Genomic DNA, 13075 nt, shown 5'->3' on the forward strand with positions numbered 1-13075 from the left:
TCAGCGTCTTAGTTGTATGGAAACGCGATCAATTTGTACGCATTCCCATATCGACTATAAGTGTGTCATTGTTTGACTTTGAGTCTACTGTAAAAATGACGAGCGATACGAGGGGGTGCGCTCATGTTGCTGCGAAAGCACGCTTGTCGGCGGCCGGATCGAAGCATGCCGGAGCTCGCTCGCTCGCACGGCTGAGGCATAGAGAAGATGCCAGCAAGGACGACCGCTTAGGACTTAGCCGTGCCTCTATCGGGCGCTTGAGCAATCAACTCTCACGAACGATGTCCCAGCGCTTTCCACGGCCTGTTCTCAAACAGACCGTCTACACAGAGGTTCGGCATATCCCATGTGGGGCGGGCAGCATGCTGGAGGGACAATCCAACGCCACGATGCCTGAAGGTTAGCTGCGCAGGCCTTCTCCTACGCGCAGGTGAGCGGCCGCGCGGCATCAGGCTTCGAGGCTTGATCAACCCGCGCCCGAGATAACGCGATGGCGAGGCTGTCTCAAACACCGGCTGAGGCAGCCATCGGTGCCGTACCAGCGGCCGCTTCGGGAGCGCTTCATCTAAACGGCGAACTTCAGGGCGAACCGCTCGGCGCCGAGGTGCGTCTGGATCCTCTGCGCGACGAACTCGGCATCGCGGCCGACTGCGCCGAAGCGGCCCGAGCCCCAGGTATTCAACCAGGGCAGACCGATGAAATAGACGCCGTCCTCCTGCGTCACGCCACGCTTGTGCTTGGGGTTTCCCGCTCCGTTGAACACGGACGCGTCGAGCCATCGGAAGTCCGGCGTGAAACCGATGCACCAGACGATCGCGGTGATGCCGGAGCCTTCGAGGGCAAGACGGGTGATGGGCTCGCCCGGCTCCCAAACGGGGGTGTAGTGCGCCTGCACCGGAGCATCGACGTTGTTTTCGGCAATGTACTTGTCGATGGCCGCGTTGATGCCGTTGTACGTGCGGTCGGCCCCGTCGAGTGAGCGCTTGAGATTGTCGCGGAAGCGTAGGCTGCCATCCTCAAAATCTTCCAGGACACCGTAGAGCTTCATGCCCTCCTTGGCGAAGCGACGCAGATCGATGTCCCGGCCACCGTCGCGCCCGGTCACGTAGTGGTTGGTGTTGTCGCGGACGCCGTCGCGCAGCGGATGGTTGTCGACGGTCATCTCGTAATAGCCCATATCGGCGAGCCACGTGACGACGTCGCGGCCGCGGTAGAACCGGGCGCAGCGTGGCGCGTCGCCTACCGCGAGATGCACTGTGCGACCGGCGAGATGCAGATCTTCAGCGATCTGCGCGCCGGATTGACCTGAGCCGACCACCAGAACCTCGCCCTCCGGCAGTTGGGCCGGGTTGCGATACTGGTTCGAGTGAATCTGCGTGACCGACCCCGGCAATTTCTCGGCCATGCGCGGTATGATCGGGGTGTGATAGCCGCCCGAGGCGACCACGACCTCGTTCGCCGTGAAGTCGCCGTCCGAGGTCTGGACCGAGAAGGTCCCGTCGTCGCGCCGTTCGACGCGTGTGACTGCGACACCCTCCCGGATCGGCGGGTTCACCTTCGCCACGAAGTTCTTCAGATACGCGACGATCTCATCCTTCTTCATGAACCCGTCCGGATCCGGCCCGTCGTAGGGATGGCCGGGCAGGTCGCACTGCCAATTCGGCGTGACCAGGCAGAACGTGTCCCAGCGCTGGCTCGACCACGTGTGCGCCGCGGATGCCTTCTCGAAGACGAGATGATCGATCCCACGCTGCTTCAGGTGATAGCTGACCGAGAGACCGGCCTGGCCACCGCCGACGATGGCGACGGGGACGTGACGGGGCGTGGACGTCATGGCTCTAACTCCGCGATGCTTCGAGGAAGGCGCCGGGTTCAGGACTCGAAGGTCTCGACCGTGACGAGGCCCCCGGGGTCCTGCTGCTTCGCCGCGGTCTCGATCCGGGCGAGCTGGGCCATCGCCGACGAGCACGCGAAGCCGTATTTCTCGCGCACCCGCTCACTCGCGATTGTGAGGGCCGTGCGGGTCTTCTCAACGAAGGCGTCGAGGGCGTAGCTTTCGCCGACCGCGAGGAAATCCTTCACGATGAGGGAGGGCGAGTAGCAGGCCTCGCGCCGGCCATTGGGCCAGCGGATGTGGAAGTGCATCTCAGGCATGGATCGGCTCCCGTTCGACGCGGGCGCAGGCCGCGTAAGTATCGAGGTGACGCTCGGCGCAGGCGCCCCAGGAATGAGCGGCGGCCCGGGTCGAACCGGCAACCCGCAGCCTCGCGCGCGTCATCGGGGCCAGGGCGGCCGTCATGGCGTCGGCGATGGCCCGGGGATCGCCGGGATCGACGAAGAGGGCGTCGTCACTCCGGAGGTACTCGGTGAAGGGCGGCAGGCGAGAGACGATCGCCGGGGTGCCGCAGGCCATCGCCTCCAGGACGCAGAGCCCGAAACCCTCCGTCCAGGATGGAAAGGCGAGGACGGCCGCTCTGCGATAGAAGGCCGGCATCTCCTCCTGCGAGACGGGCCCGGTCTCGATCACCGCCTCGCCGCGCCCGATCGCAAGCCCATGGGCTTGCAGAGTGGCGCGGCAGTGGGCGCCATAGGAGGCGTGATCGAGGAGCGATGCGCCGCCGACGACCACGAGCTGCGCTTGGCGATGGCGTCGACGCAAGAGCGCGAAAGCCTCGATGATCCCGGCCGTATTCTTGCGCGCCTCGAAGCCACCGACGCTCAGGACGACCGGCCCGGCACCGAGGCCCCAGCGCTCCCTCACAATCAGATCGGCTTCGCTCGGCGCCTCCTGGTACATCGCCAAGTCCACGCCGTTCCCGACGACACCGATCTCCGCACCGCGATCGGTCGCGATCCGGTCGGCCCAGGTGCGGCTGACACAGAGCAGGTGCGTGGCCTCACGAATCGAGCGATCCTGCCACGTCGCGAGCACCGGGTCGGCGAAGCTGTCGACGTGGTGGACCGTGCGCACGAAGCCGGGGATCAAGCGGCGGTGTTTCAGCGTCGCGAGGGCATTGCCGCCGATGCCGCAATGGGCGTGAAAGACGTCGAAGTCACAGGCGGCGGGGGACGCGAAGTGGCGCAGGTAATCGTCGATGCGCGCCCGCACGAGGTCGACCGTTGCGCCGGCGATCGGCTTTGCGGCTACCGATACCGTCGGGCAGGCGGCCGCGCGAAAGAAGCCGCGCCCCGACGGATCGGGCGCGTGGACCACCGCCTCATGCCCGAGCGCGCACAGGGCCTCGGCCAGGGCGAGGCAATGCGCGACGCCGCCCCGTGGATTGGTGGAGTGGGTCAGGATGGCAATGCGCAGGGGCGTCATCGGACGACACCCGCGCCATCCTGGCCACAACCGATCAGCGGGCTGATCGTGAAGTCCCAGACCACGGCCTCTCCGCCGGAGGCATCGCGAACCCGGGCGACCCGGCTCGCATCGAGCTTACCGACCGTGGCGACCGCGATATCCCGTTCGGCGAACCGCGCGAGGACGTCCGGCGTGCAGTCCGGGTGCACGCTCAGAAGGTAGCCGAAGCTTGGGAAGGCGGTGAGCCACCGGTCGAGCGGGACACCGGTGGGCCGCGGGATCGCGTCGAGGTCTATGATGCCGCCGACATGCGAGCATTCCAGCAGCATCAGGGCAGTGCCGACGACGCCCGCCATGCTGATGTCCTTGGCCGCCCGGCAGAGCCCGCTCTCCGCCAAGCCCGGCAGCAGCGCGAGATCACCGCGCAGACGCTCGCCGGCCGTGCCGGTCGAGGCGTCCCAGTACGGGTATGGGTCGCGGAAGCGTCCGCGCAGGTCGATCGCCGCGACGAAGTCGTCGCCGGGCGCCGCGTCGAAGCTCGTGAGCAGGCGCGGGCCAGCGCGGCCGAGCACGGCGACCGCGAGGTTGCCGGCTTCAGCGCGCGTATTGGTGTGACCGCCGACGATCGGGACGCCGTACAGTGCCGCTGCGTCGGACAGGCCTGCCAGGATCGGGTCCGCGGCCGCGGCATCTCGGCTCCACAGCGCGTCGACTACCGCGAGCGGGCGCCCACCCATGGCGGCGATGTCGCTGAGGTTGACCATGATGCCGCAATAGCCAGCGAAATACGGATCGGCCGCGACGAAGCTGTCGAGGAAGCCCTCGATGGCGAACAGCAGGTGGCCGTCGCCATCCGGTATGGCGGCACAATCGTCGCCGACCGGCACCGCGTCGTGCCGGCTGTTCAGCCCGAGCCGCTCGACCACGGCATCGATGTCGCGCTTGTGCGCGACTCCGCGCGCGTCACGGATCTGGCCGGCCAAGGACTGGATGTCGAAGCCCGACGACATCACGCGGCCTTGTGGAACGTGACGAGCCCGTGCTCGGGGTCGTGCATCGGCGGGTAGGCCGCGAGGTCTGCCTGCATCAGGTGATGCGGTCGCCCGTGCAGTTCGACCTCGTCGAGGCTCGTCCAATGCAGGGCCTGGAACAACGGAACATTCCGATCCTGCACGTGGGCCAGGAACCGCGTGCAGCCCCTCGCATGGGCCGAGGAGACCGCGACTTGGATGAGCCCGGCTCCCAGGGCAGCGGTGCCGCGGAACGGTCCGGCGACGGCCAAGCGGGATCCCCACCATGCGCCGGCACGCTCCGACGCTTCGTGGATGCGGACGGTGCCGACGACCGCGTCGGCGTCGCCGCCGAGAGTCGAGAGGGCACAGATCGGGATCGCGTGCGCGTCGACGGCGTCCCGGTCGTCCCCGGTGAAGATGCGCTGCTCCGTGCAGAAGACCTGGCGGCGGAGCGCCGCGCAGGCGTTCCGCTCCCACGAACTCGTGGCGAACTTGATGCGGAAGTGGCTTGGCCAATAGGGCGGCACGGGCTCGAAGATCATGAGACCGCCCCCGCGCGCTCGTAGGTGGAGAGCGCCGAGCAGGCGCCGCAGCGCCCGCATCCGGCCTTGATGTCGGTCGAACGAAGATCCGCGCCGACCAGCATGTCCGCGAGGGGTTTGAGGATGCCGTGCATGACATCGGGGCCGGGCGCCGGATGGCTCTCCAGCGGGGTGCCCGAGATCGGCACGAACGGCACCACGAACGGGTAGACGCCCATCCCGATCAGGCGCTCGGCCATCGCCAGGATCGCCTCCGGGGCGTCGCCTAGCCCGGCCAGGATGTAGGTCGAGACCTGGCCCCGCCCGAAGACGGGAACGGCCGCCTCGAAGGCCCCGTAGTACCGCTCCAGCGGCACGCTCGCCTTCCCGGGCATGATCCGGGCCCGGACTTCGGGCGTGACGGCTTCCAGATGCATACCGAGGGCATCGATGCCCGACGCTTTCATCCGCTCGAACCAGCGGTCGTCATCCGGCGGCTCGCACTGCGCCTGGATCGGCAGGTCGACCGCGGCCTTGACGGCGAAGGCGCTCTCGCAGAGCACGGCGGCGCCCCGGTCGGTCGCGTTCGGCGTGCCGGTCGTCATGACCATGTGCTTGACGCCGTCGAGGAGCACCGCTGCGCGGGCGACCTCGGCCAGCTGTTCGGGCGTCTTGTGCGCGACGGTGCGACCGGCGGCGAGCGATTGGCCGATCGAGCAGAACTGGCAAGTCTTCGTGCGGCTCGCGTAGCGGATACAGGTCTGGAGCACGGTGGTGGCCAGCACGTCCCGCCCGTGCAGAACGGCGATCTTCGAATACGGCACGCCGTCGAAGGTCGAGAGCGCGTAGAAGCGCGGCTTGCCCGGGAAGGTCGCCTGCCCGATCACCACGCCGTCATGCTCGATCACCGAGACCCCGTTGTCGTCCGGGCGGCGGACGAGGAAGGGCGAATCAAAGGCGGCCTCGGTGTGGACCGGCACCATCACGGTCCGGCCCGCGATGGTCATGGCCTTGTGGTCCGACGGACCGGCCCCGCCGCGGCGGCTCGGCGCCCCGGCGCGGCTGTCGGCGAGCCTAACGCCGTAGGACTGCAATGCGTTGATCAGGCGCTCCGTCGGCATCCCGACCAAGCCCGCCACCACCGGCGGGAACGCGGGAAGGCTCGTCGGAAGCGGGCTGCTGCTCATGGTCGAGACTCCGGAAATCGGTCTGGGAACGGATCGGCTGGTGCACGAACGAGGCCGGGCGGTCGTCGTGGAGCAGGCTGAGAAGTTCGGGCCGGGCGTAGTGGCCGACCGAGTCCATCATCCGCTTGCGCTTGGTCACCAGCGCCAGGTCCATGTCGGCGATCAGGATACCCTCGCCAGCGCCCAGCGGCTCCGCGAGGTGCTTGCCTTCCGGCGAGACAATGGCGGTGCAGTTGCCGCCGTGGCAGGCGCCGCGCAGGCGCTCGTCCGGGCAGACCTGCGCCACCTGTTCGTCGGTGAGCCAGCCCGTGGCGTTCACCACGAAGCAGGCCGCCTCCAGGGCGTGATGGCGGATCGTCACCTCCATCTGGTCGGCGAAGATCTGGCCCACGAGGGAGCCCGGGAACTGCGCCGCGTGGATCTCTTCGTGGCGCGCCATCAGGGCGTAGCGGGCGAGCGGATTGTAGTGCTCCCAACAGGCCAACGCGCCGACGCGCCCCACCGCCGTATCGACCACGGTAAGGCCGGCGCCGTCGCCCTGACCCCAGATCATCCGCTCATGATAGGTCGGCGTGATCTTGCGGCGCTTGAGCTTGAGGCTCCCGTCGGCGTCGAAGACCAGCTGCGCGTTGTAGAGCGAGCCGTGATCGCGCTCGTTGACCCCGAGCACGATGACCGCCCCGTGACGGCGTGCGGCGACGGAGACCGCCTGGGTCACGGGTCCCGGCACCGTCACGGCCCGCTCGTAGAGGCGCAGGTGCTCGGCGCCCTGCATCGCCGGCGGCAGCACGAACGAGAAGTAGGGGTAATAGGGGACGAAGGTCTCGGGAAAGACCATGAAGCGCGCGCCCTTGGCGGCGGCCTCATCGATGGCATTGAGCACCCGCTCCAGAGTGCCCTCCGGCCGGTCGAGGTCTGGCGCGATCTGGACGGCGGCGGCCCGCACGATCCGGCTGTCTGACATGGGCGATCCTCCGGCTGTGAACGGCGGCCACGTCGCGCGCGGCCGCCGGATGCGACGTCCCGGACTGGAAGCCAAAGGGCCGATCAGACGGTCCAGGTGTCGATGATCACCGCGTTGTCGCGCTTGTGCAGGAGGATGCAGTCGAGGACGTCGAGAGGGTTGATCATGCGGATGCCCTCGATGAAGGCGGCCTCGCCGTGGCCGTAGAGAGCCTGGGTCGAGAACCGGCAGGCATAGACCTTGCCACCCTCGGCCATGAACTTTTCAAGCTGGTTGTTGAAGTTGAGGTGGCCCGGAAAGGCCTCGTCGCCGAGCCGTGGGAAGCCGCGCTGGACGCCTAGCGTGATGCCCGGACCGTAGAGCAGGATCGACGTCTCGAACCCCTTGCGCTGCAGGCGCGTGGCCTGGAGCAGGTTCACAAGGCCGATCGAACCCTCGAACGCGACGGTATGGAAGGTCACCAGCGCCTTCTGGCCCGGCTCGGCCTTGACGTCCTCGAAGACCTTCTCCTCGTAATCGACCAGGAAGTCGCCCTTCTTGTGATGCTCGCGGTTCACAGCAGGCATTGATTTCTCTCCTCGAAGGATTGGACCGCGGAAGACTGAACTTCGAGCGGCCGTAAACCATTCATGGCAAGCGGTGTGCCAGAGGACTTCGATCAATCAGCCATACAAGGTGTCGGAGCGATATTCATACAATAATGCGATCAATGCAGCTGGCTCGAGTATATTAGGCCTTGCGCCTGCCGCCTAGTTATTGAGCGAAATATGAGTACACAATCACCAGAGGATGGCTGTTTGCGGATCGAAGATTGTCGGCATTGTATGGATGCCGGAGAATGGTCCTGCGGAGCTTGATCGCGGTACGGCTATTGCAGACCATACAATCAAGCATTGATCGCATCATGATCTGGGCCGCCACGCATGACTTCGCCCGAGCGAGACGAACGACTGAACGCGCAGATTGGAGGGACCGGCGCCTGGACGCCGGATCTAAAGCGGTGGGGCAAGCCTCATTACCTCGCGATTGCGGAGGCCTTGGCCGACGACATCCGGACGGGGCGCCTGACGGCGGGGACGCGCCTCCCGACCCAGCGCGCCCTCGCCGAGGCGCTCGATCTGAACTTCACGACGGTTTCACGCGGCTACGTCGAGGCCCATAAGCGCGGACTGATCGAGGGGCGCGTCGGCCAGGGGACCTTCGTGGTCGATCCGGCTCGCCCGCCCCGTTCGCCTGCCGCCGCGCCCGCGCGTCGGATCGGTCCGGTCGATTTCACCATGAACCTGCCCCCCGAGCCTGACACGCCGGCCCTGCAAGCCCGGATGCAGGCCGCACTCGTGGATCTGTCCGGCAATCTCACCAACCTATTGCGCTATCAGGGCTTCGGCGGGACCGAGGAGGACAAGGAGGCGGCTTTGCGCTGGCTGAAAGGCCGCGGGGTCGTCACGTCCCGGGAGCGTCTGCTGATCTGCCCGGGGGCGCACAGCGCCCTGTTCAGCATCCTGGGGCAGGTCGCCCGGCCGGGCGACACGATCTGCGCCGAGCGGATCACCTATCCCGGCATCCGCGCGCTTGCGGCGCATTTGCGCCTTCGCCTCGTCGATCTGCCCATGGACCGGTACGGCGTCGATCCTGATGCTTTCGCCGCCGCCTGCACCAAAGTGGCACCGAAGGCCATCTACCTGAACCCGTTGCTACAGAACCCCACCACCGCGACCCTGCCCAGGACGCGGCGCGAGGCTGTGATCGCGGTTGCGCGGCGATACGCCGTCACCATCATCGAGGACGACGCCTACGCCCGCATCTGCCCGACCCCGCCGCCGAGTTTTGCGGAACTCGCGCCGGAGATCACCTATTACGTGGCAGGTCTCGCCAAGTGCTTGGGTGCCGGACTTCGGCTCGCCTTCCTGGTCGCCCCGAGCGCCCGGTCCGCCCTGCCACTGGGCGGCGCCCTGCGCACGGCCACGGTCATGGCCTCACCGATCGCGACGGCCCTGGCGACGCGGTGGATCATGGACGGCACGGCGGAGGCCATCGTGCAGTTCGTTCGCGAGGAATCGGCCGCGCGCCAACGCATCGCAACCGCGATGCTTCCCGCCGGGACCTACACCGCCGATCCGCATGCCTTCCACGTCTGGATCACGCTGCCGGAGGGTTGGACGCGCTCGGCCTTCGCCAGCCAAGGTCGGTCGGCCGGGCTCGGCGTCATCGCCAGCGACCCGTTTTGCGTCGCGGGGACGCCGCCGGAAGCGGTCCGTCTCTGTCTGGGCGGCCCCTCAACCCGGCAGCAGATCACGCACGGCCTGGAAGTGCTCGCCCACGCCCTCGAAGGCTCGCCGGCCCTCGCCTCAGCCTACATCTGAATTTTTCGAGCCGGATACAGGTCGAAATGCCCTCGGTCAGTCGGAGGTAAGCTTAGCGGTTTCAACCTCGGCCAGTTCGCGATCCTAATGTGAATGGCTCGCAGCGGCGCACGAAGGTCCGCTTACGGGATACAACGTCAGAAGATTAAATGGCTTGGATGGGCGCAAAGCGGAACGACCGCTTTTGCGCCCATCGGAGATCCGGCATGGCGTAGGCTGGCCGGAAGCGGAATGACCGCTTCGGGGAAGGCAGGCCGGAAAAGCAGACTGCCTCCTACCGACCCAACCCGGCCATTCGAGATATATTCGCCCGTCCCCTGAAGCAGACGGCAGCAGGCCCCACATAAGAGCCATGCTGCGTCCGCCCTTCAGCGTCGCTTGGATCGCCCTGCTTCCAAGAGCGCGACCGCAACCAAGATACCGCCAAGCGCTAGCCCAACCGTAAGGCGGGGGTGCATGTACGCCGTGGTGGCGAGCGCGGTCTCGTCCGGATAGCTAGTCGAGGTGCGGCGTGCCAGTAGATGATTGTAGAGCTGTGTGAAAGCCTGATCGATCGCGCGGGTCTCGACAAGCGTACGATCTAAAAGCTTGGCGGCTTTGGCGTGTCCGAGCGCCTGTGCAGCACTACGTAGCGTCCCATACCGGGCGATGTAGAAATGAGCCGCAACTTGACCGTACTCAATGTTGATGAGATCGCGGTCGGCGGCGCTCCTGTGCTTGGCTATTTCTGCTTCGTTGAGATCGCAGATGCCCTGCATGGCTGGATCTTGTTTGGGATCGGGCCTGATGCTGATTAATTCAAATACTTCGTCCAACCGCTTCTGCTGAACGATGTTCTGCTTAGATCCCGCCTCGAGCATCTGCTTGAGCTTTGGCAGCGTCGACGTCTTGTAGTTGCGTGCCGCCTGTGCCGCCCCCTGCCGATGCGCTTCGTGGAGCAGATGTAACCCGTCCTCGAAAAGTCGCCGGTTCCCTGACATCGTTTCCCGCCTCGTGTTCGCCGTTCTTGGCTCAGTGTCTGTTTGGCAGACCTGACCACTCGAGCCGTTCGGTTGATGCGAGCGACCACAACGGCCAACGCGGCGGGCGAACGCCGGGTCCAACTCAGGATCACTTCAGCTCTGCGAGCGATAGTCCGAGCTTGTGGAGTTCACTCAGGGTCGACCTTTCCAACTATCTGGAACGGTTGTGAATGGCTCCGGCTGCGAGGTCCGTTTTGCCACAGGATCTGCCCCGCCGCGCACCGTAAGCAATCCTACCCAAGCGGTCTTCCCGCTACCGACCCAACCCAGCCGTTCGAGGGCGTCCGCTCACGCGGCTGGAGCTGGCCGAAAGCGGAACGGCTGCTTCGAGGCGGGGCCTCCAGACAAGCGGCAGGCCTGCTACCGACTCAACGCAGTCATTCATGCGTGACCGTGCGGATCTCGAAGGCGGACGCTTGTTCCGCTGCTACTATGACGGTGATGCGCCTATCCTCGCCGTTCAATTAGATCGGCTCAATCTCGAAACTCGCCGGTCGTTCATCCAGCACTTCGTAGCCGCATGAATTTCCCCGCATCGGATCAAATGCTGCTCGAAAGCTGTCGTCCATCCTCTAGGCTCAAAAGCCATACCAAAGGGCGGACCACTTCAATTGGGTGGGATCAACGCGCGTCACGTGGACTCCGCCGCATGCCTCGCGTCTAACGCGGCGTTCGAGCTTGTCGACCCGCGTCGCCAGCAAGCTATGATCCGCCCGCCACAACTCGCGCTCGCCCATCGCATTGCGCTGCCCGTTGCACTCGACGGCGCTCAGGGCGGCTTCGGCCTCCGCGTGTTGCTCTTCGACGCTCTTTGTCATGGGACCAGGCTGTCGAGGGGCGGGGTCCTTGGCGGGGGTGATCCGATCGCCTGTGCGATGCACCCTTCTGATCATCGTAAAAGGCGTCCATTAGTGCAAAAGGACCATGCGCTGTGAGCCGGCGCATACATCAAAATACTAGCGGTAGCAAGACCGTTGGTGAAATGACTAAGCATTGATTATTCGATTGGGCGGATGGTGAGTTTAAATTCGTCTATGGCGCTTCTCGTATAAAGGCACTGCCCCTGAACGCAGATACCTTTATTCCCGTAACCGCATGGCTGACCATCGGTGCAGGCGGCCAACCACTGAATCTCGACCACGCGGAAATAGCACTGCCCCCCGATGCAGATGCCGCCGCCGCATTTGGTCCCGTCCGGTTTGCCGACACACTCGTTTGACATGATATCATCTCCAGTATTTTTTCTAGATTCGAGATGGGTCGGGCAACGCTGATTAGCGCGGCATTTGACTGATGATCGACGACCCTACCGATCCGCCAATCAAACCGATTTGGTGCTGCGCCGTGCCCTCTCCATTCAGTTCGGGTGCTTGTGCTAAAAATTGATCTTCAAGCGGGCCGAGCGTGATCAGGACAACACTTGTCACCGTTCGGGTCGCATTCACCAGCGAGGTCGCGGTGTTCGCTGTTAGTTTCGTGAACTTCCACGAGGGAGTTACGTTTCCGCCGATCGACGCTACGAAGGTAATTGTTTCTTGAAAAACGCTGAATTGCGGATGGCTGATGACACTCGTCGTAGCCTCTCCACCGGACGCGATGGAAGATTTGTCGAAAATGAACTGATCGATTTGTAAATCGCTTTCGACAAATGCGCCATTTTCAAGTTGATCGCAGTTGTTCCCAATTCCCTGAACATCACGGTCTTGGGCTTGTTTTAGCAAGCTGCGATTGGCTAGCGTGAACGTGATCTTCTCTTCGCGAGTAGCGTGGGCGGTAGCTGACGCGCCAAATGCGAGCGAGAACACCTCGGAGCCTAAGAGAGGGCTGATGCGCGCCAGACTCGGGGTCAGACCAGACAACTCGTCGAATGTGATGGTAAGAGTGACCTTCGTTCCCCAGCGCTGGAGATAAGGCATCGTCCCGAATTTGATCGACCTGTAAAGGCCGCGACGGATTTCACATCTAATATTCGAAATGATCGCACTTTCGATCTTGCCGTTCTCGGACAATTCTGGGCGCCCATCCGGCAGGCGCCTCTCTCCCGGCGGCTCAGATACGAATTTAGCAGGAACCGTGACCCCGCATGCCGCTAAGGCCGCCAAGCAAAAGGCGGCGGCAAATTGCTGCGTAACAGCTTGCAGCACTGTCTTGATTCCTCTGTTGCAATCTCAATTTACAAATCGATAGAAACTGGCTGCTAAAATCAATGCTTTACAGACAGAAATCAGTGAACATGACCCAGTGTGATATAAATATAACATATCGATCTAGATGACAATAAATCTAAATTGTATATCAAGCGCCGTCGCTGCATTGAGGATTTTTTGCGCGCCAATCTAGGCGGTAATTAGCCTACAATAAGGTCCAAAAGCAAAACAGTCTGGCAGGTGGCGCAATTTGCAAGGCCGACCCCCGTTATTACGCACCTTCGAATTGCGCGCCGCGGCTACGCGTAGATCCCTACGACCTGATCGGTCAATTAGGACTTGCGCACTAGTTCGAAGTCGTCAGTATCGTCCTTTTCCAGAACATAGCTTTAGTGGGAGATGCGCACCGCCGGCGGGTCAGGATGTCCGCTTTAGAGGTGCAACTGAAAGCCGTCGAATGTCCGGAATGGGCGCCAAGCCGAATGTCTGGTTATGCGTACGCTGCCAAATTGGGGTGACGGAGTCTGGCCGAAAGCCGCTGGTCCGGTTTGGAG

12 protein-coding genes are annotated in these 13075 nt (G+C 64.2%); 1 reads left to right on the top strand and 11 read right to left on the bottom strand.

Annotated features, from left to right (window positions below; genetic code table 11):
• Nucleotides 1–565: 565 nt before the first annotated feature.
• The 8 genes from WYO_RS01725 to WYO_RS01760 all read right to left on the bottom strand — a co-directional run bounded on the left by WYO_RS01725 (nt 566) and on the right by WYO_RS01760 (nt 7555).
• The gene (locus tag WYO_RS01725; RefSeq protein WP_007558290.1) at nt 566–1834 is read right to left on the bottom strand and encodes an MSMEG_0569 family flavin-dependent oxidoreductase; all 1269 of its coding nucleotides are present in this window, start codon (nt 1832–1834) and stop codon (nt 566–568) included.
• Nucleotides 1835–1872: 38 nt separating this feature from the next.
• Nucleotides 1873–2154, bottom strand: coding sequence for an MSMEG_0570 family nitrogen starvation response protein (locus WYO_RS01730; RefSeq protein WP_007558292.1), 282 nt, complete (start codon nt 2152–2154; stop codon nt 1873–1875).
• Nucleotides 2147–3322, bottom strand: a complete 1176-nt coding sequence (locus WYO_RS01735) for an MSMEG_0565 family glycosyltransferase (RefSeq protein ID WP_007558294.1) — start codon at nt 3320–3322, stop codon at nt 2147–2149. The genes WYO_RS01730 and WYO_RS01735 overlap by 8 nt, the downstream gene beginning before the upstream one ends.
• A complete protein-coding gene (locus WYO_RS01740; RefSeq protein ID WP_007558297.1) occupies nt 3319–4314 on the bottom strand; it encodes a sll0787 family AIR synthase-like protein in 996 nt (331 codons plus the stop codon). Before WYO_RS01740 ends, WYO_RS01735 begins: the two co-directional genes overlap by 4 nt.
• On the bottom strand, nt 4314–4859 hold the full coding sequence (locus WYO_RS01745; protein ID WP_007558299.1) for an MSMEG_0567/Sll0786 family nitrogen starvation N-acetyltransferase: 546 nt from the start codon (nt 4857–4859) through the stop codon (nt 4314–4316). The genes WYO_RS01740 and WYO_RS01745 overlap by 1 nt, the downstream gene beginning before the upstream one ends.
• Entirely contained in the window at nt 4856–5959 is a 1104-nt protein-coding gene (locus WYO_RS01750; RefSeq protein WP_007558301.1) for an MSMEG_0568 family radical SAM protein, read from the bottom strand. The genes WYO_RS01745 and WYO_RS01750 overlap by 4 nt, the downstream gene beginning before the upstream one ends.
• Nucleotides 5913–6989 carry a Nit6803 family nitrilase gene (locus WYO_RS01755; RefSeq protein ID WP_007558302.1) on the bottom strand — a complete coding sequence of 359 codons (1077 nt, stop codon included), beginning with the start codon at nt 6987–6989 and terminating at the stop codon, nt 5913–5915. The genes WYO_RS01750 and WYO_RS01755 overlap by 47 nt, the downstream gene beginning before the upstream one ends.
• An 83-nt stretch (nt 6990–7072) precedes the next feature.
• On the bottom strand, nt 7073–7555 hold the full coding sequence (locus WYO_RS01760) for an MSMEG_0572/Sll0783 family nitrogen starvation response protein (RefSeq protein ID WP_007558304.1): 483 nt from the start codon (nt 7553–7555) through the stop codon (nt 7073–7075).
• A 357-nt stretch (nt 7556–7912) separates the two neighbouring features.
• On the opposite strand from WYO_RS01760, the gene WYO_RS01765 reads away from it, so the two are divergent.
• Nucleotides 7913–9352, top strand: coding sequence for a PLP-dependent aminotransferase family protein (locus WYO_RS01765; protein WP_007558306.1), 1440 nt, complete (start codon nt 7913–7915; stop codon nt 9350–9352).
• Nucleotides 9353–9720: 368 nt separating this feature from the next.
• Here the strand turns inward: WYO_RS01765 and WYO_RS01770 are convergent, their stop codons facing one another.
• The 3 genes from WYO_RS01770 to WYO_RS30605 all read right to left on the bottom strand — a co-directional run bounded on the left by WYO_RS01770 (nt 9721) and on the right by WYO_RS30605 (nt 12518).
• Complete coding sequence (locus WYO_RS01770) at nt 9721–10332, bottom strand: DUF892 family protein (RefSeq protein WP_007558309.1); 612 nt, start codon at nt 10330–10332, stop codon at nt 9721–9723.
• A 620-nt stretch (nt 10333–10952) separates the two neighbouring features.
• Nucleotides 10953–11192: a hypothetical protein gene (locus WYO_RS01775; RefSeq protein WP_007558312.1), complete on the bottom strand. Its 240-nt coding sequence runs from the start codon at nt 11190–11192 to the stop codon at nt 10953–10955.
• 456 nt (nt 11193–11648) lie between these two features.
• Nucleotides 11649–12518, bottom strand: a complete 870-nt coding sequence (locus WYO_RS30605) for a hypothetical protein (protein WP_007558317.1) — start codon at nt 12516–12518, stop codon at nt 11649–11651.
• Nucleotides 12519–13075: the final 557 nt, after the last annotated feature.

It is taken from the genome of Methylobacterium sp. GXF4, assembly GCF_000272495.1.
GTDB classification, from domain to species: Bacteria; Pseudomonadota; Alphaproteobacteria; order Rhizobiales; family Beijerinckiaceae; genus Methylobacterium; species Methylobacterium brachiatum.